This window comes from Coprococcus sp. AM97-35, assembly GCF_027697525.1.
In the GTDB taxonomy this organism is placed as follows: Bacteria; Bacillota; Clostridia; order Lachnospirales; family Lachnospiraceae; genus Allocoprococcus; species Allocoprococcus comes.
Window position 1 is genome coordinate 238,637 of the sequence record NZ_JAQESL010000003.1, and the last position, 25,765, is coordinate 264,401.

A 25,765-nucleotide genomic window follows, 5' to 3' on the forward strand; every position below is an offset into this window, starting at 1 on the left:
CTCCTCTACCTCTTTGGATTCCTAGTGCAGCCGAATCAGTTTATCGCTCTTTTCTGTTACGGTTCCGATCAGGGATACCTTGGTATCCAGCCTCTTCTTCTCGAATGCTTCCATCACGGCTTCCGCATACTGCGCTTCCACGCTGATGAGCAGTCCACCTGATGTCTGCGGATCATATAACAGATCGATAAAATGATCTTCTACATTTCTGAAATCTACTTTCTGATAAGAATATCCCTTGTTCTTGTAAGCCCCCGCCGGAACAAGGCCCATCTTTGCATAGCTGATTGCTTCATCAAGATATGCAATATCGTGAACATTCAGTTCAAATGTCACATTGCTTGCCTCTGCCATTTCAACACAGTGACCTAAAAGACCAAATCCTGTAATATCCGTACATGCATTTACAGGGAAATGATCCACAACTTCTTTTGCTTTTTTATTTAAAGAAGACATGACAATCTCAGCTTCCCTGATTGCGGCTGCAGATGCCATCTCTCCTTTGATTGCCGTATTAACAATTCCTGTTCCGACCTGTTTGGTAAGGATCAGCACATCCCCCGGTTTACATCCGTAATTCTTAAATATCTTCTTCGGATGTACAAATCCGGACACACAAAGTCCGTACTTCGGCTCATCATCCTGTACTGTGTGTCCACCAACCAGAACAGCTCCCGCCTCTTTTACCTTATCGGCTCCACCGGCAAGAATATCTCCTAAGATCTGTGGATCAAGACAGTTCGGAAATCCTACGATATTAAGTGCTACCTTCGGCTCTCCTCCCATTGCGTAAACATCACTGAGCGAGTTTGCTGCTGCAATCTGTCCAAACATATACGGATCATCCACGATCGGTGTAAAGAAATCTACCGTCTGAATCATCGCAATATCATCTGTAACCTTATAAATCGCAGCATCATCTGATGTCTCGATTCCGACGATCAAATTTTCATCTTCAAATTTTGGTAACTTACCCAGAACCTGGGCAAGGGTCTCCGGACCTACTTTAGCGGCTCATCCGGAAGTTTTTGCATACTGTGTCAGTCTTACTTTTTCTTTATTCATTGCTTATCCCCAACTTATACTTTGTATTTAACATGTTACCTACCGCAAAAAATGCGCACATAGACACATTCTATCATTGGTATTTTCTATTGTAAAGACTGCTTTTGCAATTCATACTTTTCTATGATCAATTCTCTCACATGTTCAGCCGCCGCCGGAAGTTTGTAGTTCTTATTGTATACAAGATTCAGGTTTCGACCGCTGCCAGCCTGTGAAAACGGGAATTCCAGAACTTCTCCTGACTGGATCTCATCTGCAGCCGCAAGTCTTGAAATGATCGTAATGCCAAGACCGCTTTTGACAGATCTCTTGACCGCTTCCGGATTCTCAATTGTCGCAACAATGTTCAAATCATCCAAAGAGATTCCCATCTTTTTTAATTGCTTTTCTGCTTCTTTTCTGGTACCGGATCCCTCCTCACGCATAATCAGAGGTTCTCCTTCCAGCCATTTTAAATCCTTCTGCTCTTTTACGATTTTCTGATATTCTTTCGTATTCGGCATAATAACAACCAGATCATCCTGGTAAAACGGTATGTATTTACAATTTGCTTTTTCGATTACTGTACCGGAAAATCCAATGTCAACCAGATGCGATGCTACCTGTTCAATGACAGTACTGCTGTCACTTTCTACGATTCTGAACTGTTCTTCCGGAAATCTCTCCCGGAATTTCACCAGAATATCCGGCAAAATATACTGCGCCGGCATCGTAGATGTTGCGATTGTAATACATCTTTCTTTCTGCTCTGCTGCTTTTGAAAACATTGACTGGATTTCCTGTTCCAGTTCGATCATCTGACGTGCATACTGATAAAGTGTCTTTCCATCCTCAGATAATTTGACAGTCTTGGTATTACGCACAAACAATCTCACTTTCAGTTCTTTTTCAAGTGTCTGTATATGTGCACTTACTGTTGGCTGTGTCAGATATAGTTCCTGTGCTGCTTTTGAAAAGCTCTTTGAATCGGATACTTTAATAAATGCTTCCAGCTGCTTTAAGTTCATAATTATTCCCTCTCTCTATTCGATCAAATTCGTATAAATACAACCTCTCTGGATTCCTTTATTTCCTTTGATCAAATCGCGCAGCCACATCCATCTTCTACTATCCGATATCAAATACCAGAGAGCAAAGTGCATCTGCCCGAACAGACAAATTCTTTCTGTCCAGGAGGTTACCATCTTCAGTTTTTAACAACTTGTCCAGAACCTGAACAAGGGTCCTTCGACCTGCTTTGATGCCTCAACATGATGTCCTTGTACACTGTGTCTCTCTGATATCTTTATTCATACTTAATTTCTCAACTTTTCTTAAATATTCTCTGTCCGTTATACGGACTTCTTTGTTATATAGTTCTCAAACTATGGTCTGATGATCTTTCCTGCTTCAGCCATAGATTCAACAATACTGTACATATTGGTTACACCACCAACAACAAGCTTGTCTTTTAAGTGATAGTAGTCAAGACATGTACCACATGTAAGAATCTCTACGCCCTGTGCCTCCAGAGACTTCAGATCTTCAATAGAATCTGATCCTTCTGTTGTAAGAGTAGCTCCTCCATTGTAGAAAAGCATCTTCTTCGGAAGTGTATCAAGCTGTGTAACTGCATAAATAAATCCCTTGATCAGGACTTTACCAAGTTCATCATTACCTGTTCCCATACGGTCAGAAGATACAACTACAATGAGGTCTCCCTTCTGATCCGGTGTACATACAACTTCTGCATCTGCTGCCGGTGCTCCCTGCATCTTGATCGTTACTTTGTATTCTTTTTCTCCAAGCTTTTCAGAGCTTACTTCTCCGCCCTGTTCTTTTGCCAGCTTTGTAACATTCTGTACAGCAATCTCATTATCTACTAGTACTTCAATTGTCTCCGGTCCTGTAAGAGCCTGCATTGCCTTTTTTGTTTTGATTACCGGAATCGGGCAGTTATCTCCCATTGCATTAACTGTTACCATAATATTCATTTCCACCTTTCTTTTACGTGAATCTTTTCACTTATAGATACATTCTATCACCCTTCTTCCCTTATGTAAACAGATAGTCCCGTTATTTTTACCAAAAACCAATTGTTATCGCGATAGCTTTTTGTATATTATTGCGATATTTTACATTCGCTTCTTGCAGTATCCTTTCTTCTATAATAAAATAGAAAAGTAAGACAGTATGTCTATAAATATGCATTGAACAAAACTATAGAAAACTGAGAATCTATCGAAAAACGCTTCAGAAAGGATTTAATAATATATGTGGTTAGCAGATGGTTGGAAAGATTATGAAGTAATTGACTCCTCAGACGGAGAAAAGTTGGAACGCTGGGGGCAGTACATCCTGGTTCGTCCAGATCCGCAGGTGATCTGGGATACACCTCGCACAGACAAACGCTGGAAGCATCCGAACGCACACTATCACCGCAGTAAAAAAGGCGGCGGTGAATGGGAATTCTTCGATCTCCCGGAACAGTGGCAAATCAGTTATAAGAATCTTACATTTAACTTAAAACCGTTTAATTTTAAACATACCGGACTTTTCCCGGAACAGGCAACCAACTGGGACTGGTTCTCTGAAAAGATCCGCAATGCCGGGCGCCCGGTAAAAGTACTAAACTTATTCGCCTATACCGGTGGCGCAACACTTGCAGCAGCTGCTGCCGGCGCACACGTAACTCATGTAGACGCTTCCAAGGGAATGGTTACATGGGCAAAAGAAAATGCTGTTTCTTCTGGACTCGGCGATGCACCGATCCGCTGGCTGGTTGATGACTGTGTCAAATTCGTAGAACGCGAAATCCGCCGTGGCAATCATTACGATGCGATCATCATGGATCCACCTTCCTACGGTCGTGGACCAAAGGGCGAGATCTGGAAGATTGAAGACGCAATTCATCCACTGGTAAAACTCTGTACGAAGATTTTATCCGATGATCCGCTGTTCTTCCTGATCAATTCTTATACGACAGGACTTGCCCCGGCAGTACTGACTTATATGATCGCGACTGAGCTTAAGAAATACGGTGGACATGTGGATTCACAGGAGATTGGACTTCCGGTATCTTCCAATGGACTGGTGCTTCCTTGTGGGGCAAGTGGAAGATGGGAGAAATAAGACTGGGAACCGAGTTGTTCATTCTTTCTTAGAATCGATTATTTTATGAATAGTATAAATTTGATTTATGCAATCATAAGAGTTCTAAAATAAAAGAGAAGTCATCTGATATGAAATGGATTTTCCTTGCCATAAAGCTTGTGCTTTAAAGTGAAATCCTTTTCTAAACTCAGATGACTTCTCTTTTTATTTTTCGTTTTCCTTTGGTTACATCTTTTCTTTGGATTACCCATCTGATGATTTATTGAGGATGCTCCATCAGATAGCCTAGAAATGCCTGGCATCCTTCCATCACATCATCGAATGTCTCATCAAAATTCCCCGTATACCATGGATCTGCAATGTCTCCCGGGCGATCCGTGTAGTCCAGAAGTCTCTGTACCTTGTGTTCCGGATCACTTCCGATAATTCTCATAATATTCTGTATATTGTATCGCTCCATACAGATAATGTAATCGAATGCGGCATATTCTTCTTTACGCATCTTGCGTGCACGGTGATTGCCACACGGGATGCCTTCCTCGCGGAGTTTCTTCTGCGTGCCGCGGTGGACCGGGTTTCCATGTTCTTCGTTGCTTGTACCGGCGGAATCGATGAAAAAATCGGATTCTATGCCGGATTGTTTAACTAAATGTTTCATAACGTATTCTGCCATGGTGGAGCGGCAGATATTGCCGTGGCAAACAAATAGTACTTTTATCATACTCTTCAAATCCCTTCATAACCCTGTAAAGCCCTATGTTTTCAAGACTTTACAGAGTTTATATTTTTGTTTGGTCCTTATACAAGTCTTTATAATCCTATGTAAATCTACATATTTTTTTCGCCAAATGATGTAAAATGTGATGTAAATCAATTTCTATTTTTGCATTTTACATCATCGCTTTTTGAACTTTTTTCTATACATATTTACTCAAATTTCTCATATTTATGGGCTTCTTGATAATTATACCATACATTTAATATTAATCCTCAAAAAATCTGATGCAAATTCAAATGATGTAAATTGTTCAAAATACATCAATTGAGCTTCGTAATTCTTTTTACTTCTGCTCTCGCATCCTCAAATTTTAAGTGAGTATATGTATTCAGAGTTACGGATATATCAGAATGTCCCATCAAATACTGTAACGTTTTTGGGTTCATTCCACTCTTAGCCATATTAGAGCAGTAAGTATGACGGCAAACATGCGGTGTAATAATAGGCATCTGTTCCTTATAAATGCGATTGTATTTTTCTCGGATATGTTGAAAATATTTCTCCCAGTGTAATGCAACCATCGGTTTATTATTTTTGTCTAAATATAAAAATCCAAGTTTACCATCTATAACGGGTTCTACCTTTACTTTTTTCCGCATTTCTACTATTTTTTTAAAGCATTCATATACATCGCCAGTCATAGGTATCGTTCTTTCACCCGCTGTAGTCTTTGTATTGATAACCTTATATACCATCTGGCTATTTCTTTGCAACTGATGATCTATAGTAATGGTTCTGTCTCTCAAGTTGATATCTGACAGCGTCAATCCTACAAATTCGCTGATTCTCATTCCTGTATGGAATAAAATATATATCCCTTCATAATAACGCGAAAAATGTTTATCATTCTTGATGAATTCTAAGAATTTTTTTTGCTGCTTTCTTGTTATGGCATCTCGGGTAACGCTATCATTAACTACTACCGTCGCCAACTGAAATTCAAAAGGGTTTTTTAATAAAATATCATCGTCTACTGCCATTTGAAAAGCAGGTCGAACAACTCCACGCACTGAATGTATCGTACTATATCCTCTTCCATCTACCTGCTGAAGCTTGATTAACCACGCTTTTGCATCTGACTTTTTTACCTCATTTATTTTCAGTTGTCCAAAAGGCTCCTTTTTTATGATATTTATTACAAAATTATAGTTATTTCTGGTATTATCTTTAACACCTGTTTTCTGTCCTATATATTTTTGTACTAGCTGTAGAACCGTCATATTCTGCCCTGTAATAATGAGCTCTTGTTCTAATTTTCGCTCAATTTCTTTTATTTTTTCTCTAAGTGAAACATCCTCTCTCTTTCCCGCTGGAACTTTATCTGTTGTTACCAATTTCCAGCTATAGATTACCTTTCTCTCCCCAAATGAATTCGTATACTGGTAAATGTATTGCCCATTTTTCTTTTGGCTTTCTCCTGTTTTCAGGATTCTTCCTTTATTATCTCTTCTCTTTTCGGACATATATTCTCCTTTCATAATCCAAAAAGAGCCTTGAAATGATATTCAAATATTATCATATCAAAGCCCCTTGTTTCAATGACTCTTATAAACTTTCTGCATGTTCTAAAAATTCTTCTAGCTTCTTACGTTTTATTAATCTTTTAGAACCTATCCAAAGAACATATTCACATCCATCTTCGTCTGTTAACTGCCTCAATTTGTTTATTCCTATATTAGTAAAAGCTGCCGCTTCTTCCAAAGTAAGGTTTGCTTTTTCCCAAATTGGAACATTTTGATGTTTCTGGTTCATACATCCTCCTTTCCTATAAATCTCTACTGACAAATCCTCAAAATACAAGAACCAGAAAAACAAGTATTTTTTATATCTGTCATTGCCACGCTAGGGAGACTTTGCGTACTATTGTGCTAAGTTCTACACTAAATATAAACAGACTTTTAAGCCTATTCTGTATTTTCTAATAAACTTTTCAATACTTTCTCAAAATATATATTGTTCTGCTATAAGCAGAGTAAAAGTATCGTAGTTTGAATTTCTTTGAGTAAAAATTCTGCCATAAATTATCATTACGTATGTTTCTTTTTCAAACACTCTAACTAATTTTTTGTTCGCCCCATTGAATCTGAAGTTTTCCTTCCTGATCCACACTGGTTGTCATCAAAAGGGAAAATATCTGGGGATTGATGCCGAATCTTTCATATAGTTCTCCGTTTTCTAGCAATTGATTTTTCATAAACAGGTTAAGTTTCTCCTTCGCCAGTATCATCTTTAGCAGGTTCACTTCAATGGAATTTTCATAAATTAAAAATACCACCTGCTTAAAATTTCTGGACGTATACCGGATAAACCGAAAATAATACTGTTCCATAGCCGCATGATTGTAATGAAGCTCTGGTAGGATAATTTTATCCACATCATCTATATTCATAGATTCTGACAAGCTTTGCTGCGTAGAAAGTAATATCCCATTTTCTGTCTTTCTTAGTTTTTCTACAATCCTCTGCCGCTGCTTGCATGGAACTTTATCCCCTGTGATATAAAAGATCTGCCTTTCTGGAAATGCCTGCTTTAAATATCGGTAATAGGAATCTGCCACTTCTATTCTGCGTACTCCAATCGCAACCTTCTCATACTTCCACATCTGCAAAAGACGGATTGCTTTTTTTACCTTCGTAGGTACTTCATTGCTATCGTATTCGTATGCAAGAGAAGGATCTGCACATATCTTCAGAAGGAGCAGCAGTTGCTGCAAAATCCGAAACATGGAATCCTTTCGTGCATTGCCGTAAGCTGCAAAATACTTCCTGCGGATTTTATCAAACTCTTTTACTGCTATTCGATACACTTCTTTTTCCCTTTCGCTAAAAGAACAGGTTCCCTGGTAAATCTTATAAATTTTCCTTCCTACCACTTCTTCAAAATTTTTTGTTATGACTGTTTTTTCTAATAATTCATCTAAAAATGATGCATTATAAATATCCTGATTTGCCTTCTCCAGACCAAACACTGTAATCTTCTTTGGTAAATAGGAATAAGAAAACAGTTCATACCCTCTTTTATAAGCTGGAAATGGCTGATTCAAAAAGAAGTTCCTATTTTTTCCCATCTGTCCGTTTTTGAATCGGTAGATCCATTCATTCTTTGCCAGATAATGAATAGAGTTGTTATAAAGCAGTTCTAATTGAGGTGCTGCTTCTACCACGTTATTTCTTGTCAGTGTTCCTGTTGCCAGCACTTTATATCTGCATTTTCGAAAAACAGAAAGCATTGCTTTTGTACGTTTTGAACTTCCGTTGGTAATTGCATCACTTTCATCAAAAATCAACATGACTTTCTGACAGCGGATACGTAACAGTTTTTTCATCTCCCTTTTTAATTCCGTAAGCAGATTGATAGTCAAGAGCACAATCTGTCCTCTCTGTACCCTTTTTATGTCCTCCCTCTTCCGAATACGGTAAAAATCAATCTGATAGTCTTCCAATATTTCTTCCCATGTATTATTGATTGCCAGGGCTGTGCCGACAATGAATATATTCCGGACAGGATTATATTTCATTCTGTACTGCGCCATTGCCAGTGTACAAAGGCTTTTTCCAGTTCCCATAGAAAACTGTAGGGCAACGTATCGTTTCTGCAGCAGTTTATTCACTTCTTTTTTCTGTACAGCATTCAGATATTTGACCTCCCCTGTCATTTGACTTGTTACATGCCAATTTTCCAGATATTCTGCAATTTTGTCATCCTGCTTCATTTTCTCAAAAGATGTTTCCTGCAATGCAAATTCTCGCCGTTTCTTCTTTAAGAACTGCTCAAATCCAGGAACTTCTCTTTTGGATAATACAAAAGAATTGATAGAACCCAAATTCATATCGGTCCCATTTTCCCGATAATCCTTTTCTTTAAATCCATAAGTTGTCTTTACAACCCGGATTTCATTCCTGTATGTCTTATTCGCAGAAGATAAAATCCCCTTTAATTTCCGTAAAACATCTTCCGGCTGTATTTTAATTTTTTCCCACTCCTGCCAGGAGAGTTCCTCCGGTTTCGTCTGCTTCAGGTATTTCTGCAAAATCGCTTCTGCCAGTCCAGCTTTATGAGCGATATTTCGATTTCTTTTGATATCAAACAAAAGTTTCACCGTTTTTTCCTGAAATACCTGTTTCTGCTTTGCCTCTAAATCTGTATTCTGACATTCAAAATAAATATTTGCAGCATTTTTTCTTCGTTCCTGAAGAACCGGTAACACATAAGTTTGATAAATTTCCTGTGGCCGCTTCAGAACTTCCAACTCTGTAGTGTATGGTCTTTCTGTTACATACTGACTCTTTTTCTGCAAAATCATTGCTTTTGTCCGAAAAGATGTCACACCATACTCTTTGAATGCATCTGCCGGCAAAGAAAATTGTACAATCAAATTAAACATGTGATTGATTTCTTCAATATCCCCTTTATTTGAAAAATCATCTGAAAGGAAACTTTCCGAGACCAGCAAAACCAAAAGACCCCCGTTTTTCAGTACCTGATATGCTTTTTTGCAGTAATACATCTGGGAAGATACCGGTGCTTCTTTTGTTCCCCATTCCAGATGAAAGGGCGGATTTCCAAACACAATATCCCCGCTTAAAACAGGGGAATACTGCCGGATATCGCCATATTGCAGGTTTGCCTTCGGGTAGAGGTACTGGGCAATCTTCACCGCTTTCATATCAATTTCTGTTCCATAGATATTACTTTCTGTAGGAAGATAATTAAAAAAATCTCCTTTACCATAAGTCAAATCATAAATTATATCCTTCGGTTCCGGTTTGACGCAGGCAACAAGAAATTCACATATTTCCGCTGGTGTAAAAAACTGTCCCTGCTCTATTTCTTTTTTCGCTTCTGTATAAGCATGAAAATTTTGAAAGTCTTTCCTGTCCAGTCCATGCAGCCCACCATTTCCCATATACACATTAAAAATATCCTCTGGTGTGATCCCATATAGTTCTGTTTCATGATTTTCCACTAGATACAAAATTTTCGCATTCAAGTTTTGTCTTTGCTCCATTGGTATTTGAAGTCCCTTATCTCTTTTGTATTTTCCCATTAGGCCGCCTCCTTATAGCCGAGATACTCTTTGGCAAAAGACAATGCATGTACACCACTGGCAAAAACAATATCCCATCTGCCATTTTTAAAATACTTAAATTTAACAACTTTCTTTCCAAGCGCAGGGTGTTCATCAAAAATCCCTTCTTTCTCCTTTTTCCCGCTATATGAAAAACTTACAAATCTTTCCAGCCAGCCATCATAAATAGAAACCTGTTCTTTACTGGAGTCAAAAAAAGTCAATGCCCGTAAAAGTGCTTTATATTTTTCACTATCCAGACAGATTTCGTATTCTCCCCAAAGATCTGTTTTGCTGCATAACAGGTTTTGAATGGACAGTTTTTTACTTTGCAATTTATATTTTGCATAGGTCACTCCTGCTTTTGCATCTGTTTTAATCTCCTGCTCCACTTTCTCCTGAAAACTAAAACCGCCCAGATAAGAAAAAATATCATCCAAAATCAACGGATACTCAATTCTGGCAAACAAAACTTCATGAAGATTTTCTTCTTTCTGTTTACAGCATTTCTTCCTTTCTTCCCGATAAATTTGCTTCTCTTCTTCTGTTAAAGAAGAAATCCGCTTATGTAATACGGGTTCTGCCAGAGTCTGCAGGGAAATATAGCGTTCATACGAATGTTTCTGTATGGCAAGACCATATTTCCGGTTAAAGAAGGAAATAATGGTTCTGATAAAATGATTATGTACCTTTTCCATCAGTTCTGTTTGTTTCTTTTTATCCATACAAATCAGGTTCTGTTGGTACACCCTGTCTGCATATTTCTGTACCTTTCCATAAAAGGTCAGTTCCTGCTGGTGCAGTGTTTCCATATCTACAAACATACTAAAAAAATGATTTCTGGTACTGTCATATAATTTTTGCTGTATCTGACAAAATTGCTGGTCTTCTTTGGACAGCCTGGTCTTATTTTGGATTTTGACACGTTGTAATTTTTCCAATACATCATTCATATCTCTGTTCCTTTCTCTTCATAAGAAAAGGCAGAAGAATGTTCTAATCCTTCTGCCTGTGTTTCTATTCTCTTAAAATTTTTATATTTCTATGCAGCCTTTTTTTCTTCTTCTCCTTTTAGAAGCCTTAATTTTTCTTCTGCATAATGAACAAATTCTACCATTTCCTGCGGATAACGAATCCGCCCTTTCCCCTGACATTGCACAATCTTCCCTCTTCTCCAGTCAACCGTAAAAAAAGGCTTATCTGGGTCGGTCTTTTTCCGGATAAAATACACATCACATTCCCGATTGGCAATATGAGGGATATAACTTCCTACACAATGTCCTAACGCCTGCCCTTCTTTTCGGATTTCCTGACAATTTCCAGGAACTTTTAAGATATAGTCCTGATTCTGAATTTGTTTCCCCAGTAGTTTTATATCTTTCTTCAAAAGTTGGTTCACAGTTCTTCTTTCTTTTGCCTGTTTTTTTCTTTCCATCTTATCTTGTTGTTTTTGATACTCCCGGAAAGTCTTGTCGTGAACATCTTTAAAATTTTTTGGAAACAGAACGTATCGGCTTTTCAGATCATATTCCAATTTTTCTGCCCACTCAATATAATCTTTCCAGCTTCTTATATACGTCTGATAACATTTCATTTCTGCATGACTGATACCAGATACATCACCGGACAACTTATATGCCTTTCCTTTTTCTTCTTTTTCAATCTGCTTTGCCAGATAACTCACAATTTTCCGAATAGATGCATACTGGTTTAATTCCAAGAAATCTCTATTACTCTCAAAAATTTTACAATATGCAAAAATTTCCTGTTCCGACAAATGGATTTTTAGTTTTTCCATTTTCTGTAAAACGCCCCATTCTCTTATCCCCATATTATACTTACTTAGGATAGAGCAATATCGTGAATTTATTCCTAAGAAATGTCTTGTATTCGTTTCCTTTGTTTCTTCCCATTCGTTTGGAAGCTGATATAGGCATTCCAAAGCGATATAAAACATATTCTGCTTCACGAACTGTTCAAGCAATGGGAATTTTAAATATGTCTTCAGATAATATACAACCGGCAGCTCTACAAAACGATTATTTTTGACAAAATAATCTAAGGAGCAATATTCAAATGGTGTTCCTTTAAAAACATTTTTCAAATTATATGGATACACCATTCCAGGCATTTGGGTTATCGTCTGATATGCTTTTATCGTATAATTCAAATGATATCTGTAGTGAAAATACGGATCTATATATTTCTCTTTCCATACATTCTTATGAGCCAAACAGCTATAAACCGGGTAATAAAAATGGAATTTTTCCTGAAATACAGCCCGATAGTCTTCATGATAAGATAATGTATATTCTCCCGTACCATGCGCAGCATAAGATTTTCTAACTTCAAAATGACGTAGTATGATTCTATCTGATGCTTTTTCAATTTTAACTGCTTCTGAATAATCAGAAAAATATCCTGATTTTCCTTTTGCTTTAAAAATTGATTTCCGCTTGCAAATGGGACACACATATTCTTTGTTATGCCTTGGTATAGATCTCTCCAATTGATATTCCGATTTACAATGACTACATGTGCAATCTATCATCTTTCTTCTGGAATACTGATAGAAAATATATTGACTTTCTTTTAACACCTCGTATTCCAGCCATTTTTCAAATCTCCCAGTCACTGGTTTCACACTGCGAAATAGAGACTCTATATCTTTTATCCTTCTTTTTTTTCTTTTTAACGACTTTTCTGCTTTTCTTTTCTGCTGTTCTATTTGTATCAGTTGTATACTGTCTACGGCATCATCTGTACAATGAAAAAACTGTTGAATACTCCTTTTTTCCTTATATGTTCGTATCGCAATCTGAGATATAAATTTCCCCTTTTCAGCTTCCAAGATATCCAAAGTTTTTATAGACCAACGGTTTTCTTTTATAAAATATGTAATAAAGTCTCTATTAGAAAAAAAGATGCGACAGAACGGCTGATATTGCTCCTTTATAATGTTTTCCGCGTCATAAAGATTTAGGATTAAAGTCCGTTTATGTGCTACCGTAGCCTTTTGTACCTTCATCAGATAGTTTTGTCTGCAAAGTTCCATATATTGTTTATCCCTAATACCGGCTTCCACAACAGGTATCTTTTTAAGTAGTGCTTTCTTCATTTTCCTTCTCTCCATTATTATGAAATATATCATCTTCCAAATCTTTTTTTACAGGAATTGCTTCTAAAAAACAGGCTGGTATCTTGAAATATTCTGCAATTTTCTGAAGTTCCCTTTTTAATTCTTCTTCTGCACAAGCCATCTGACATAAGTAAGCAGAAACTTCTGCATTTTTCCAGTATCTTTCAAACTCACAGGACTGAAAAATATCGATATCATCTAAGTTCAAAATTTCCTGTTCCGTCATGCTTTCCGGGCAAAACATCTCCGCATTACGTATATAAATGCTTTTTACCGTAATAATATAATTTTCTCTTTTCATCCTTTACTGTTCCTTCCTTTTTCTTCTACAAGTTCTGCTTTTTCTGCATCAAGAAACTTTTTCGCAGAATCGCGGATTGCCTCTTTTAGTGCCACATCATATTCCATATGATAATCCTCATAATATTTTTGGAATAAAGTGATGCTTCTTTCCTTGTAATCTTCATTTGCTTTCAATTTGCTATACATCTCTTTTGGAAGACAGTCTTCCATATTTTCCAGAACGCTTTCTTTTAAGTACAAATACTTCTGTTCTTCATACGCCTGAAATAATTCCCACTCTGTCAACAGAATTTTCTGCCCATTTCGAACAATTTCCATACCTTCTTATTCACCCTCTTCTCTCATTTTACGCTGCGGCACTAAGGTTGACCGGAAGAACCAGATATACATAACTGTCTTTTTCATCTCTTACAGTACATGGCGTTTTTGCACTCGTAAAATACATGAAGACTTCCTCATCATCAATCACCCGCAGCATCTCCAATAAGAATTTGGGATTAAACCCAATTCGTAATTTCTCTCCCTCTTTTACAACGAACATACTTTCATTCATAGAGCCCATGTTTGATACTGCTTCCAATGACAAAATATTTTCTTCAATATTTAGAATAATTGGCTTTTTTGCATCGTCCTTCAATAACAAACTTGCTCTGTCAATACATTCCTGTAATTCCTTTTTCTGAACTTTGATTTTTGTTCCATAATCTTTTGATAATAACTGCTCCACTTTTAAATATTCTCCCTCAATCAACCGGGAGATTGCCCTGGTATTTTCTATCTCAAACTGAATATGGTTCTCTGTAAAGTAAACTGCAATTTCCTTCTCCGGATCTCCGCCAATAATCTTGATGATTTCTGCCAGTGTTTTTCCTGGAACAATGACCTTTCGCGGTTCATATTCTTTTTTCAGTTTGATTTTTCTAAGTGAAATACGGTGTCCGTCCAACGCTACAATTTTCAGTTCTTTTCCATTAATTTCCCACAGTTCTCCTGTCATTGCCTTCTTTGAGGAAGTATCTGCTACTGAAAAAATCGTTTGCCGGATTGCCTCTTTTAAGTCAAACTCTGAAATCGTGACATGATTCTTCCGTTCCATATCGGGAATACAGGTGTACTCTTCTGCTGACTTTACAGAAAGATTATACTTCGTCTTCTTACAGCGTACAGTCGCCTGATCTTTTTCCCCTGTTTCCAGTACAACATCTCCCTCTGGAAGTTTTCTTACAATCTCCCCAAATACTTTTGCCTGGATTGCAATACTGCCTTCCTCTTCAATGTTTCCCGGCATTACTGTTTCAATCCCCAATTCCAGGTTATTCCCGGTAAGGGTAATCTCCTCTTTTTCTGCCCGGAGCAAAAGACACTCCAAAATAGAGGTGGTTGCTTTTGCAGGAACTGCCTTTGATACAGTCTGAACTGCCTTTGCTAAATCTGTCTTTTTACAAATAATTTTCATAAAATAGTTCTCCTTTCATACAACGATAATGTCTGCTTCTAAAAACTGAATTTGTCCTCCTTTCCATTTCTGCATACAAAAAAAGACACAAAAAACCATACGATTATTCATGTCTTTCTTTCTATTTCTCAGGATATTCCTTAAAATACTGCTTTTGGCTTCTGCCAAAATGAAATACTAACTACAAATTTTTCCATTTGTAAAAATATATTCAACAATATATTAACACAATATATAGTTTTTTGCAATCCATTTTTTCTATATATTGTATGCATAATATTCCCTTATAAAAACTCTTTTTGTCCCATGTTCCAAAGGAACTCTTTAATCGTATCCATCTCCTTTTCTTTACATAAAATGCTTTTATTCTGATATAGGTAAATCATCTGCCCAGTCACATCTATTATAAAATCCTGATTGACAAGATATTCTCCAGAAACGTTCAGAAAAGAGGTCTTTTTTCGTATTGTTTCCAATACTTTCTCTGTCAGTATATAACCCGATTTTTTCTCTCCTTTTTCTGTACAAATATCCCCGGTTTTTAAATCAATATAAACAACTTCGGATAAACACATAGCCCATGCAGAATCCATGCTTTGATCAAACAGGAAAATCGTTTTCTTTGGAAAATATTTTCTGAAAAAATGCTGGTAGATATTTAAACTTTCTACCTGTTCTTTTTCCGTCAAATAATGTGCTGCCTTATATTCATATCCATAAAAAGCCCGATTCGTAGACGTTCCGAAAAAGTAGAGAGAAGTTTTTTGTCCTGTTTCCCGGATATATTTGGCGGCTGTCAGTCCACAATTATCTATCGTATCTTCCAAAAACACGATATCCATAGGACTTTGTTCATTTGCTTTGCGCAAAGCCTCTATCGTAGAATATTCATAAATCGCATATATGTTATCTGGCTGACACGCTTCCTTTCGGATCTTCTTTCGTATATCATCCAAAAGCTTGCTTTCTTTCTGGTAAAATATCGCAATTTTCATCATTTGTATTCCCTCCCCTTTTTCTTTTAGAATAGCATGCTCCGGTAAAACCACAAGGTTCTTTGTTTAAATTGCCTTTTTTATTGCGTAATTGGCTGTTCATGGTATTTTTTAGGGGGCATGTCACCGACACACCCCCGCCATCATCAAATTTCTATGCTACAAATGTGAAAAATTTTTCTTCCACATTCACACGACAGACTCTGTCATTTTCCAGTTCACGATACAGTATGGAAAATACTTCCACTACTTCCTGAATGCTCAATCCTTGAATTTCTATGTTTCGAAAAAGCTCTCCCAAACATACATCGGAATCTCTATATGCTTGCCGTACAAGGTTACAGGCATCTTCTATCGTCTTCACTGTAATACAGATTTCTTCCACTATATGCTCACCCTTTCTTTTTACTGCCAGCTCTGTTTTAGGGCCTTTTAGTAAAATGCCCATTTTCAGCATATCCTGTTTCCAGTCCTGATAGAAAGGATATTCCTGTTTATTAACATATTTGCGAAACAGTCTGTATACCCCTCTTTCTGTATACATTCCTTCCAGGTTCTCCTCATAACAACCATACTGGTTTTTCTGCCGGATATGTTTTAATTTCTGCAAATTCTTATCCGGTATATTTTTTGTCACTATTTGATATTCTTTTTCCATATTTCTCCTTTTCTTCTAAGCAGCTGCTTCCTGTTCTGCTTTCAGCACATCTGACAGATACTGGCCCTGATATTTTCCACCTTTCATCACCACATGATCCTTATAAGCAGCAGAAAGCTCCGCAGTCCATAGTGTAACCTGCGTTTTTGTAGGATCTTTTTCCTGGTTCCTTATCTTTTTCAATACATTCTTTTTCCATTTCTTTAAAAATGGTTCTGCCTCTTCATACTCCTCTCCCGTTCTGTTATAGTCCTTACTTTTTTGTACAATGTTTCCATCTGGTTCAATTTCCATCGTATAAAATTCCTTTTCCAATTCTTCCTGTCTGCGTAAGAAAACAATATAAGAGGTTTTTCTGCTGATCCGGTCAAAATAGCATTCCTGAGTACCTACACAATGATGCAATGCTTTTCCTTCTTTTATAATATCTTCAATCTTTTGCGGAACCAGCACTGCATATTTTTCATCTTTCAGTGACTGATAGATGGGCGTGATTTCCCTACAAACCTTTTCCAGATTTGGAAATTTCTCCCGTAGTTCCTCTGCTCTCTGCTTTGTGTCTATTTCCTGCAGGGCTATTACCGCCTCATCATGCCTTCTTTCTAACTCCCGTGGTCTATAAACGATGAAGTCCTTTAGATTTTCTCCTATTTTTTTTGCCATGGACAGATAATCTCTCCATATCGTCAAAATCTTCTCTACGGGCAGCCCGCTTTCCTTTTCCATTCTTCTTAAATAATGGTAAATCTGCTGTGGCGACATTTGATTTTCAATAAAGGCAACATCTATTGTGGAAATATTATGTTTTTCAAAATAACGAAGTATATCCTCTGAAATCCACTTTTGTGTATTCTTCATCTTTTGCAGCCAGGATAAACCAGCTATTCCGCCGTCCATTTTCACCAACTGCTTTAGCAGGCAACTATTGATTCCCAAAATTTCTGTCAGTTTTCTGTGATTTGGAAGTCGGCTCTTTTTATGGATGCTTTGGATCACAAACTTTTTCAATCCCGCCTTTGCAGCTTTCTCAATAGCCGGACAATGATAACGGTATAATAAATACGTTTCCGGTTCTACCATTTTCATGTTCTTTTGAAGTTCGTATAACCCGGAAGTCTTCAAAATCCCCTGGTTCAAAGAAAATAAGGTTCTCTGATATAGCGTGCCTTTATTCCCTTCAAAATCATAATGGTACTCTGCATATAAAGACTCTCTCCACCGATAGGAGCCATCCTTATATTGTCCATAATAATATGCTGTCTGGGAAAAATCTTTTTCTACGATTACCCTTCTGGTTTCAAACCAGCTTATTTCCGGAACAAAGTCACGCTTTTGATGAAATTTTGCATAGACGTTAAACTTCCGAATCACCATTTGATTAGTTCCGAACTTCTGCAACAAATAGGTGCACTCTGCTTTGTGAATAATCCTTTTTTGCATTTTCTTGGATTTATATTGTATTCGCTGTCTACACTTCGGGCAGATACCATATTGATTATGTTTTGGTAAAATACCCTGCACTCTCGTGTTGCATCTGCTGCAATAGCCTTCTCCTTTTCTTTCCGGTTTGTAGAAAATATAGTGCTGCGTAATGGCCGATTTTCTGCACCACCTTTCCCAATCCTTTGGAAGTACCGGAATTTGGGACATTACCTGATCCCATTCATTGGTTTCTTGTCTGCGCCTTTCCTCTATCCTATCCCATAAAATATCCGTTTGAAACTCTTCTATAATACTTCTGATAGAACTAACTTTTAAAGGTGTCCATCTGCTACATTCTGTGTCAAAATATTTCCGGAATAATGCCCAATCTCTTTTGGTACAGTGATAAAAACTCCCATAAAAATAGCCCATAATCTTTATAATTGTGGCTGTTCTCCACTTTGCTTCTCTTGGAAGGTACGAAAGATAGGTACGCTCCTTTTTATTTAAGAATACAACTATCTCCGGCTGCACTTGTCCGGCAAGCATTTCTTTTATCCTGAAAAATGAAACTGCCAAAATCTCCCCTTTTTTACAAATCTTTACAGATACTTCATATTCAAACTTCCTCATTTTCATTTTCTTTTGTAATCTCTGTTTTCTGGATTTTTTTTCTTCCTTTTTGGAAAACTTTAACATCTTTTTTGTTGCCTCTAAACAGCCGATTTCCAATAATTCTGTTTTTCTCATTTATTCTTCTGCCTTTCTTCCATCAAAATCATAATAAACATTTGGAACATATTCTTTTCCGTCAATTATGATGACTGAAAAATTAACGATATTTCCCTTAATATCTTCCCTGATGAGAAGAAGGATTGTATCTTTCCTCCCTTTTCCGACGGGATGTTTCCCACGCACCACTGTAAATCCACCCATGGGACTTCCTTTTTCTATCTGTATGATTTTACTCAGCCTTCTGTGTGGATACTGGAGCATATATGCAACCCCTTCTATTAAAAGTTCCAATAACGTCAGTCTTCTGACAATCCGAAGCTGTGTGCAGGCAATTTTGCTGTCATCGCCCTCTTCCTGGCGTTCTCCGGCAACTTCAACCACACAATACTGCGCTAAATCCGGATTGCTATAGTAAATCAGACAGTCCAGCGGATTTTCTGCACAATGAAACCCCGTTTTCCTGCAGGCAGCCTTTTCTGTATAATTCCATTCTGTTTCTTTGTATTGAAACCCCAAACAACTCAAATTCTTCTGAAACGCTTTATACGCAATCATTTTTTTCCTCCGTTTTTTCTCTATCTTCCAGCATATCAAAAAGAGAAATCTGACTGTCTTTTTTGGTCTTGCTTTCCTTTACAGAAGTCTTCACGCCTTTTACAACAGTTTTTTCTTGTGCTTTTCTTTTTCTTTCCCGTTCTTCCTCTTTCTTTTTTCTTTCTTCCTCAGCATCATCTAACGCATAGTATTCTTCCAGCCAATGGTACACTTTTTGGGAACTGACTGCGACTCCTGCACCATTTTGCCCGTTTCGATTCTGTTGCAGGTAGTCTTTTGATTCTTCATATACTCTTTGCAGAATGAAATTAATTGCTTTTTCCAAAGATTTATGAGGTAGCAGAATCTGTTCCCCTAAGGTTTTCTCTTCACAGCGTTCCATAAGATACTGCCCTAAAGCCACTGCCAGCCCTGGTCCTTCAAACTGATACATTTCTTCCGCAATCTTTTCAGAAGCAGTAGAAAAATTTTTTTCTTCCAACGGCACTTCTGCCAGCCGCAGCCTTTTTCCCTGCAAAAAATCCTGCATATCCTTTTCCGGTATCAGCCATTCTTTACAAAGCTCCTGCAAACGTGAAATTTCGCCTCTTGCTCTTAAACGGTCTGCAACCATATTCAAATCTTTTGTATTTTCTATCATTTTTCCAAGCATTCCTATTTCCTCCTATAAAAGCAGGAAGGGGGATTCCCCTTCCCATCATGCCGCTTTTTCTAATTCTTCTCTTTTGGCTCTGATTTCCGTGTCTTCTTCCTCAATAATGCTGATCATTTGAATCAGGAACTGCTTGCACCACGCATTTCCTTCATATTTTTTGCCAATCTTACTGGCTTCTTCAATGATCTGTTCCCATTCGCTGTCCTCTCTCTGCCCTTTTCCTCTATGTTTCTTATAGAAATCATAAATCTCATGCATCGCCTTATGCATATCAATTTCTACCGTTGTTTCCAAATTAGAAATCAAGGTAATAATAAATTTATGGTTATGATATTTTTTTAGAAGTCCCTGGATTCCCAACATGGATTTTCCAAGATAAACCCCATAAAAATCGCCTACCATACTTGCAATCATTTTTTGATCTGTCACCCTGTTTCCTCCTTTCAATTAACGAATAAATTCTTCTAATATCATCTGATTTTTCCAACTGGATCTTTTCTTATTTCCGGCGCTTTCTACACCCTTATTTATTCTGGGAAGTTCTTTTATTTTTTGATAAACTTCCGCCAGCATTTTGTCCAGTTCGTCTTCCTTTGAAAAGATACGCATTCCAAGAATGTCTTTCCTCTTTACGCAAACCTCTAATTTCTGAATTTTTCCGACCAAAAGATCAACTTGAAGTTTTCTCCGGTCTGTTTCCCTGATTTGAGGGCGCTTCACAAGCACATATCGAAACTGCTGGCTCTGCTTATATTTCTTTACCAGCCTTTGAGCAGTTTCAAAAATTTCTACTTCTCCTGCCATATAATCATCTTTGACAGCCTGTGGAATTTTCTTTTTATACCTGTCACGAGCAGTTGTTCCAGAAAAATAATTCTCATAGACTTGCACCAGTTCCCTTCTGATTTGGTTTAATACTTCTCCGTCTGTGGTTAGGTTTTCTTCTGTTCCAAACTGGTATATCTTTTTCCAGTCATACAGTTTCTTTTGAAAAACATCTTCCCACTCTTTTGAAGGCTCTGGTTTCTTTTTCTCTATTTCTTTCACAATGTTTCCCAACTCCCTTTCGATGGATAATTCTATTTGTCCAGTAACCTGTATTTCTTTTGGGGGATTTCCATATAGCCACCACCTGTAAACATCTTCGGCATCTTTCCATGTAGCACTTCCATGTGTTCCTTCCTTATGGTAAGAAAGCATTCGGTCAAACGCCTTTAAATAAGCCTTTTTAAACACAGGATAGCGCGCCAGTTCTTTCTCCCGCTGCTTGGTGGAAGCCAGTGGACACCCAATACAGCCAATCCTTGTAAAGCCCTCATCATAAAGGCTGCAATAAGTTCGGATATGTGTATGGATAAACTGCCACACCTCATCATCTGTCCAATCCAAGATTGGATTTAACACCCGTTTTCCTTTTATCTGGCAATTTTCTATCTGCCTTCTTTTTTCGTCATTGTCGCTGTTTAAAATAACCTTTGGTTCAGACGGTCCTTGTATTTCTGCAAATCCTCTTTTTCTTCGTTTCCTGCTTTCTGCCCAACGCACACCAGTGACTACAAACCGTCCTTTTCCTCCTCTTTCTTTCAATTCAGAGCAGCAATAACGCATTCTTCGTGTGGGCGGATAATGCTTTTGGCTAATCAGTTCCCACATGGTTGTATCAGGCTGATTGATAATAACCGCAGGATACATTTTTCGGATAAAATAGACCAATTCCGGGGGATCTACGGTTGTAACATTATAATAAGCCTGAAACTTTACTTTTGCCTGTTTTGCCAGTTCATAAATTACCTGACTGTCTTTCCCACCGCTAAAACATAAATAGTATCCTTCCGGATGCATCTCTATGGCTTTTGCTTCAAACATTTTTAACAGGGTTATGGCGTTTTGGATTTTCTTTTCAATGCTAAAAAAACTTAACTGTTCCATTTTTTCTCCGTTCTTTACAAAAAGTTTGCTCTAAACGGAAAAGCCATGCTTGTAGGTGTGTCTTTTTACACTGCCTGACCTTCACTTTCGAAAAACAAGCCCGCAATGGCCGGTTTTCCTAAGCAGCAACCTGAATTTCTCAGGATAAGAAAAAGTGGAACACTTTTACGACCGGATATCCAGTATCCCATACGCAATTTTTTGAATTTCCAGAATTTGTACATTGGAAATTTTGCGGTAAGGTTTTCTGGCATTCTGTTCCGCAATCCAGTCCTTTAATAAAAGTTCTGCCTCAAAATCTACTTCGCTGTACTCTGCCAGGAAAGCATATTTTTTCGCCTGCCTGTAATTTCCCCTTACTGTCATATAAGAAAGAGAAATTTCATATAGTGGCAGCAGTATGTTCGACGAAAGCATCTGCATAGGATGCAGTCTTTTCAGCTTTTCACGATAATACTCTGTCTGGGGAAGGGTTCCTCCAACTGCCACCTCATGAAATGACAGAAGATCTGCCAGTTTATGAAGGTGCATATTCTCACGCTCCTTTCTTTTCTCTGTAAAAACATCCATTCTTTTCCAACTGATCCAGCCTTTCTAAAATTTCTTCCTCTGAAAGACATTCTCCTTGTTTTTGATGCTTTAATTTTCTATACATCATTCTTCTGCAGACTGGGTGAGCCGGTCCATAATCATAAAGATATCTTGCTTCTCTTGCATTCAGATTACAAAAGATTGCAATCAGCAGCTGATAATATCCTGCCATTGTTTCATCTTTCATACACACCTCTTTCCTATCGGTATTTTAGCCGAAACGTTCCTCTTGCTAAAGGCAGAAAACAATCGGCATGTTCATATAAAGTTGCCCGAATTCTCGCCTCATAATTTTTATTCTTTTTGGCTTTCGGGTGCTCTCTTAATTCCTGATATAGCTGCTTTAACGTTGCATGTCCATTTAACTGTTCCAGTGTCATCCGCAATAAATGAAACCACGTCAGTGCAATGGAGTCCTGTTCTTGTATCTGGAATATTCCTTCCCTTCTAATTGAAAATGGTACAAGAAGAATTTCTTCTTTTTGAAAAAGCACCAGTGTTTCCGTCACAATAGGAATAAAGGGTTTTCCGGAATACTGTGTCTTACTGGAAGTGCAGTGAAACTGCCCCTTAACAATCCAGGACTTCATATTTCCAATATGAAGCATATCTGCTGCAATAGAATGAAAGATGCCTTTCTGCCGGATATCTCCTACCAGAATTGCCAGATACCCATTCTGTCTTAGGCTGAAATACAGTTTTTTGATCACATAGTTCAGTTTTTCAATATAATCTTCATAATTTTCACATCTGCTCAAATCATCTTCATGCGGCCTGCCCCACATATTTCCGGAATACCGGATAATATCATGGTAAGGTGGGTGGAAAAAAATCAGGTCTGCACTATGCGCAACTTCATCCTTTAATGCATTCCAGTTTCCAATCCCCTTTGGCGGATGTGGGTTTAAATCGTATAAGACAGAGGGAATATGTAATTCCTCTGCCACATCTTGACTGGTCCCAGAACCACTCATGGGATCCAAAAATAGAAAATCCTTATTCTTTTCATATCGCCTGCATTTTTTTACAAACTGAATGAGTTTCGCTACAACCTGCGGGGAACAATTTCCTCTCCACTGATTGCTGCCTCCTTCTGCCCGTTCTGGAAATGCCATAAAAGAAGTCAGGTCTTGTCCTACGCAATGCGTAAGCTCTCTTGTTCCTAACGTCTGTACAATCTGTTTCCAGTCGGAACCAAATTCTGTGCGCAAAATTTTACTTGCACGCTGTAAATCACTTTCCTGCACATTGTCACACTCCTTTCTGCATATACAAAAAAACGATACAAAAATCCCTTCTGATTTTCATATCGTTCTCTCTGCTTTTTATTTTTCTTTCTTCTCCTTTCCAAAAGGCAATAAAAAAAGCACTCAAAGAATTTCTTCCTGAATGCTTTTGATATACGCGCTTTTTAATTAAGTATCAAAACTTCAAAACTTCATTCTAACCTTATGGTCAGAAAAAAATTACAATTCTTCTTTATGAAGAATAAAACTGAACTACAAGTTTATGGTAACACAATATAGTAGTCAAGTCAACAAAATAACACTATATCTTGTCTTGATCAATTTTATTTTGAGATGCAAGAGGGCAACAAATACATACATTTTCTTTTTTTCTTTCTTCAATATATGCAACAATTTGATTCATTATCCTATCTAATGCAATTATAGCAACAACTATCGAATAATTAGTTACAGAAAACATCATATTTATTTCACTTTCCGGATCCATTGCATGAAGTGTTTGAAAATATCCTTGAATTATGACAAAAATAAATATTGATGCATAAATGGATATTTTCTTTATCATTCTATTCCGTTTCTTGGATATACATGGTTTAACAAAAATATGTTCCATGTCCCAAGAGAAATAACACCAGAATACCCAAAAAATTCCTATCATACAAAAGGATATGTAAAATTCTAAATTATTCAAACCAAATTTATTTGCTACACCCTCCGAACTCATTAACCATATTAAAATAAAAAGCAACTGGATTGCTACTGAAAGAGGAAATTCGAACCTATCTCTCTTCTTATCTGAAACTTTAAATGCTTTTTCTGTAATCTTGCTTACTATCACAAGGAGGGCTTTTAATATCATAAAGACAACTAAAGCAACAATACCTATTAAAATTAACTTTTTCATTACTTCCCTTCTTTCTTAAATTGATATACAAATTATATTATTTTAACTATCAATGTGCAAGGCTTTTCTTATATACATTGTAAAAAGACACCAAAAATCCATTGTTTTTGATGCCTTTAAATGTACCACCATTCCTTTTACTTCACTTGGGGAAAACCGATATTATTTTTTATCCCTTATTTCTAATACCTCTTCTTCGGGGATATTCAAAAGTTTACAAATCTCAGAAATCGGATAATTATTCTGCAGCATGGTAAGAATAACTTCCTTTCTATTTTCCTTTATACCTTCTTCTCTTCCCACTTCAATGCCTTCCAATTTTCCTTCTTCTTTCAACTTTTCTAATGCCTCACACATACTGTTTACCTCCATATTTCTACTCATACGAATCAGTTCCTTTGATCCTGTCATCTGACCGACAACTGTTAATAGATCTGAACCCATCTCCTTGTTTCCATACTTCTCCTGAATTTTTTCAAAATGGCCGGCAAAGATTTCCCTGGTAATTTCAAAAACACTTTGAACATCTGTATTATTGAACACATATCGGTCTGAATCCCGTACTTCCAAGAGGTTCATTTTGTAATCTGAGAAAATAGCGGCAATTTCTTCCGGCATTTCTACAATCATATCTTTCAGACAATACGGTCCGTCCCACTGTTTTTCTCCATAATACACTGTCAATGTGATAACCGGATGAAGCCGGTCATCTTTTTTCATCTTTGATAAAAATTCATCTTCTGTCTTTTTCCCGGTATCTTTTTTATATTTGCGTGTAATTTCCTGATATTCCTTCAGGTAACTCATTGCATCATACACCATATGACGCAGCGGCATGGCATAATGAATATGCTGCTGGCTTTCAATTCCAAGAACAACAAATTCTACTCCATAAGCGGTCTTTTTAATGACATCTCTTGTTCTGGATAACGTTTCCTTATAATCTTTTAATTGAATGATACCGGAAACATCCGTATCCATTTCATGCAATGCCTCTGGCTTAATAACCTCTTTTCCTCCAAACACAACTACATTGAAAAGATCGGCAAACCGTTCATTATTCCGCCAAAAATCTTTAAATATAATATCTGCTTTTGTATGTTCCACGTAAATTCCTCTCTTTTCTACAACCAGTCACTCTCTTGTTACGATTATTATATCAAACTTCATAG

General features: G+C 37.3%; 25 protein-coding genes. 1 reads left to right on the forward strand and 24 read right to left on the reverse strand.

All coding sequences use genetic code 11. From position 1 onward, the window contains the following. Positions 1-21: 21 nt before the first annotated feature. From selD to yedF, 3 genes are all read right to left on the reverse strand, one after another. The gene (selD, locus tag PG840_RS04670) at positions 22-1,065 is read right to left on the reverse strand and encodes a selenide, water dikinase SelD (protein WP_117558478.1); all 1,044 of its coding nucleotides are present in this window, start codon (positions 1,063-1,065) and stop codon (positions 22-24) included. Between the two features lie 86 nt (positions 1,066-1,151). After that, the gene (locus PG840_RS04675) at positions 1,152-2,072 is read right to left on the reverse strand and encodes a selenium metabolism-associated LysR family transcriptional regulator (RefSeq protein ID WP_270205603.1); all 921 of its coding nucleotides are present in this window, start codon (positions 2,070-2,072) and stop codon (positions 1,152-1,154) included. 357 nt (positions 2,073-2,429) lie between these two features. Beyond that, entirely contained in the window at positions 2,430-3,029 is a 600-nt protein-coding gene (yedF, locus tag PG840_RS04680) for a sulfurtransferase-like selenium metabolism protein YedF (RefSeq protein WP_117823709.1), read from the reverse strand. Between the two features lie 289 nt (positions 3,030-3,318). Between yedF and PG840_RS04685 the strand changes: the two genes are divergently transcribed. After that, the gene (locus PG840_RS04685; protein WP_270205602.1) at positions 3,319-4,176 is read left to right on the forward strand and encodes a class I SAM-dependent methyltransferase; all 858 of its coding nucleotides are present in this window, start codon (positions 3,319-3,321) and stop codon (positions 4,174-4,176) included. A 241-nt stretch (positions 4,177-4,417) separates the two neighbouring features. Here the strand turns inward: PG840_RS04685 and PG840_RS04690 are convergent, their stop codons facing one another. From PG840_RS04690 to PG840_RS04790, 21 genes are all read right to left on the reverse strand, one after another. Then, a complete protein-coding gene (locus PG840_RS04690; protein ID WP_270613383.1) occupies positions 4,418-4,879 on the reverse strand; it encodes a low molecular weight protein-tyrosine-phosphatase in 462 nt (153 codons plus the stop codon). A 317-nt stretch (positions 4,880-5,196) separates the two neighbouring features. After that, positions 5,197-6,399, reverse strand: a complete 1,203-nt coding sequence (locus PG840_RS04695; RefSeq protein ID WP_118262655.1) for a site-specific integrase — start codon at positions 6,397-6,399, stop codon at positions 5,197-5,199. Between the two features lie 82 nt (positions 6,400-6,481). Next, positions 6,482-6,688, reverse strand: coding sequence for an excisionase (locus tag PG840_RS04700; RefSeq protein WP_111919586.1), 207 nt, complete (start codon positions 6,686-6,688; stop codon positions 6,482-6,484). 301 nt (positions 6,689-6,989) lie between these two features. Next, positions 6,990-9,983: a DEAD/DEAH box helicase gene (locus PG840_RS04705; protein ID WP_270613384.1), complete on the reverse strand. Its 2,994-nt coding sequence runs from the start codon at positions 9,981-9,983 to the stop codon at positions 6,990-6,992. Continuing rightward, positions 9,983-10,957, reverse strand: a complete 975-nt coding sequence (locus tag PG840_RS04710) for a hypothetical protein (RefSeq protein ID WP_151165068.1) — start codon at positions 10,955-10,957, stop codon at positions 9,983-9,985. Before PG840_RS04710 ends, PG840_RS04705 begins: the two co-directional genes overlap by 1 nt. 89 nt (positions 10,958-11,046) lie before the next feature. Continuing rightward, entirely contained in the window at positions 11,047-12,513 is a 1,467-nt protein-coding gene (locus PG840_RS04715) for a PcfJ domain-containing protein (RefSeq protein ID WP_270613385.1), read from the reverse strand. Positions 12,514-13,102: 589 nt separating this feature from the next. After that, a complete protein-coding gene (locus PG840_RS04720) occupies positions 13,103-13,351 on the reverse strand; it encodes a hypothetical protein (protein ID WP_147344965.1) in 249 nt (82 codons plus the stop codon). 89 nt (positions 13,352-13,440) lie between these two features. Further along, positions 13,441-13,764, reverse strand: a complete 324-nt coding sequence (locus PG840_RS04725) for a hypothetical protein (RefSeq protein ID WP_021740638.1) — start codon at positions 13,762-13,764, stop codon at positions 13,441-13,443. A 28-nt stretch (positions 13,765-13,792) separates the two neighbouring features. After that, positions 13,793-14,902 carry a DNA polymerase III subunit beta gene (dnaN, locus tag PG840_RS04730; RefSeq protein ID WP_151165072.1) on the reverse strand — a complete coding sequence of 370 codons (1,110 nt, stop codon included), beginning with the start codon at positions 14,900-14,902 and terminating at the stop codon, positions 13,793-13,795. Positions 14,903-15,186: 284 nt separating this feature from the next. Continuing rightward, positions 15,187-15,900 carry a hypothetical protein gene (locus tag PG840_RS04735; protein ID WP_117994567.1) on the reverse strand — a complete coding sequence of 238 codons (714 nt, stop codon included), beginning with the start codon at positions 15,898-15,900 and terminating at the stop codon, positions 15,187-15,189. A gap of 151 nt (positions 15,901-16,051) precedes the next feature. Then, a complete protein-coding gene (locus PG840_RS04740) occupies positions 16,052-16,555 on the reverse strand; it encodes a hypothetical protein (RefSeq protein ID WP_111919579.1) in 504 nt (167 codons plus the stop codon). 15 nt (positions 16,556-16,570) lie between these two features. Further along, positions 16,571-18,610, reverse strand: coding sequence for a PcfJ domain-containing protein (locus PG840_RS04745; RefSeq protein ID WP_270613386.1), 2,040 nt, complete (start codon positions 18,608-18,610; stop codon positions 16,571-16,573). Between the two features lie 117 nt (positions 18,611-18,727). Beyond that, positions 18,728-19,267: a DUF7666 domain-containing protein gene (locus PG840_RS04750; protein ID WP_118208516.1), complete on the reverse strand. Its 540-nt coding sequence runs from the start codon at positions 19,265-19,267 to the stop codon at positions 18,728-18,730. Further along, on the reverse strand, positions 19,254-19,919 hold the full coding sequence (locus PG840_RS04755; protein WP_118262640.1) for a Cas9 inhibitor AcrIIA9 family protein: 666 nt from the start codon (positions 19,917-19,919) through the stop codon (positions 19,254-19,256). The genes PG840_RS04750 and PG840_RS04755 overlap by 14 nt, the downstream gene beginning before the upstream one ends. 45 nt (positions 19,920-19,964) lie before the next feature. Continuing rightward, positions 19,965-20,351 carry a hypothetical protein gene (locus PG840_RS04760; RefSeq protein ID WP_044964833.1) on the reverse strand — a complete coding sequence of 129 codons (387 nt, stop codon included), beginning with the start codon at positions 20,349-20,351 and terminating at the stop codon, positions 19,965-19,967. Between the two features lie 18 nt (positions 20,352-20,369). Beyond that, positions 20,370-21,851, reverse strand: coding sequence for a phosphoadenosine phosphosulfate reductase family protein (locus PG840_RS04765; protein WP_270613387.1), 1,482 nt, complete (start codon positions 21,849-21,851; stop codon positions 20,370-20,372). Between the two features lie 165 nt (positions 21,852-22,016). Continuing rightward, the gene (locus PG840_RS04770) at positions 22,017-22,382 is read right to left on the reverse strand and encodes a hypothetical protein (RefSeq protein ID WP_118043784.1); all 366 of its coding nucleotides are present in this window, start codon (positions 22,380-22,382) and stop codon (positions 22,017-22,019) included. Between the two features lie 4 nt (positions 22,383-22,386). Next, positions 22,387-22,629, reverse strand: coding sequence for a hypothetical protein (locus tag PG840_RS04775; RefSeq protein WP_021740626.1), 243 nt, complete (start codon positions 22,627-22,629; stop codon positions 22,387-22,389). A gap of 13 nt (positions 22,630-22,642) precedes the next feature. Further along, complete coding sequence (locus tag PG840_RS04780; protein WP_151165596.1) at positions 22,643-23,689, reverse strand: DNA methyltransferase; 1,047 nt, start codon at positions 23,687-23,689, stop codon at positions 22,643-22,645. 301 nt (positions 23,690-23,990) lie between these two features. After that, positions 23,991-24,593 carry a hypothetical protein gene (locus tag PG840_RS04785; RefSeq protein ID WP_173867476.1) on the reverse strand — a complete coding sequence of 201 codons (603 nt, stop codon included), beginning with the start codon at positions 24,591-24,593 and terminating at the stop codon, positions 23,991-23,993. A 162-nt stretch (positions 24,594-24,755) separates the two neighbouring features. Next, on the reverse strand, positions 24,756-25,700 hold the full coding sequence (locus PG840_RS04790) for an Rpn family recombination-promoting nuclease/putative transposase (RefSeq protein ID WP_226972113.1): 945 nt from the start codon (positions 25,698-25,700) through the stop codon (positions 24,756-24,758). Positions 25,701-25,765: the final 65 nt, after the last annotated feature.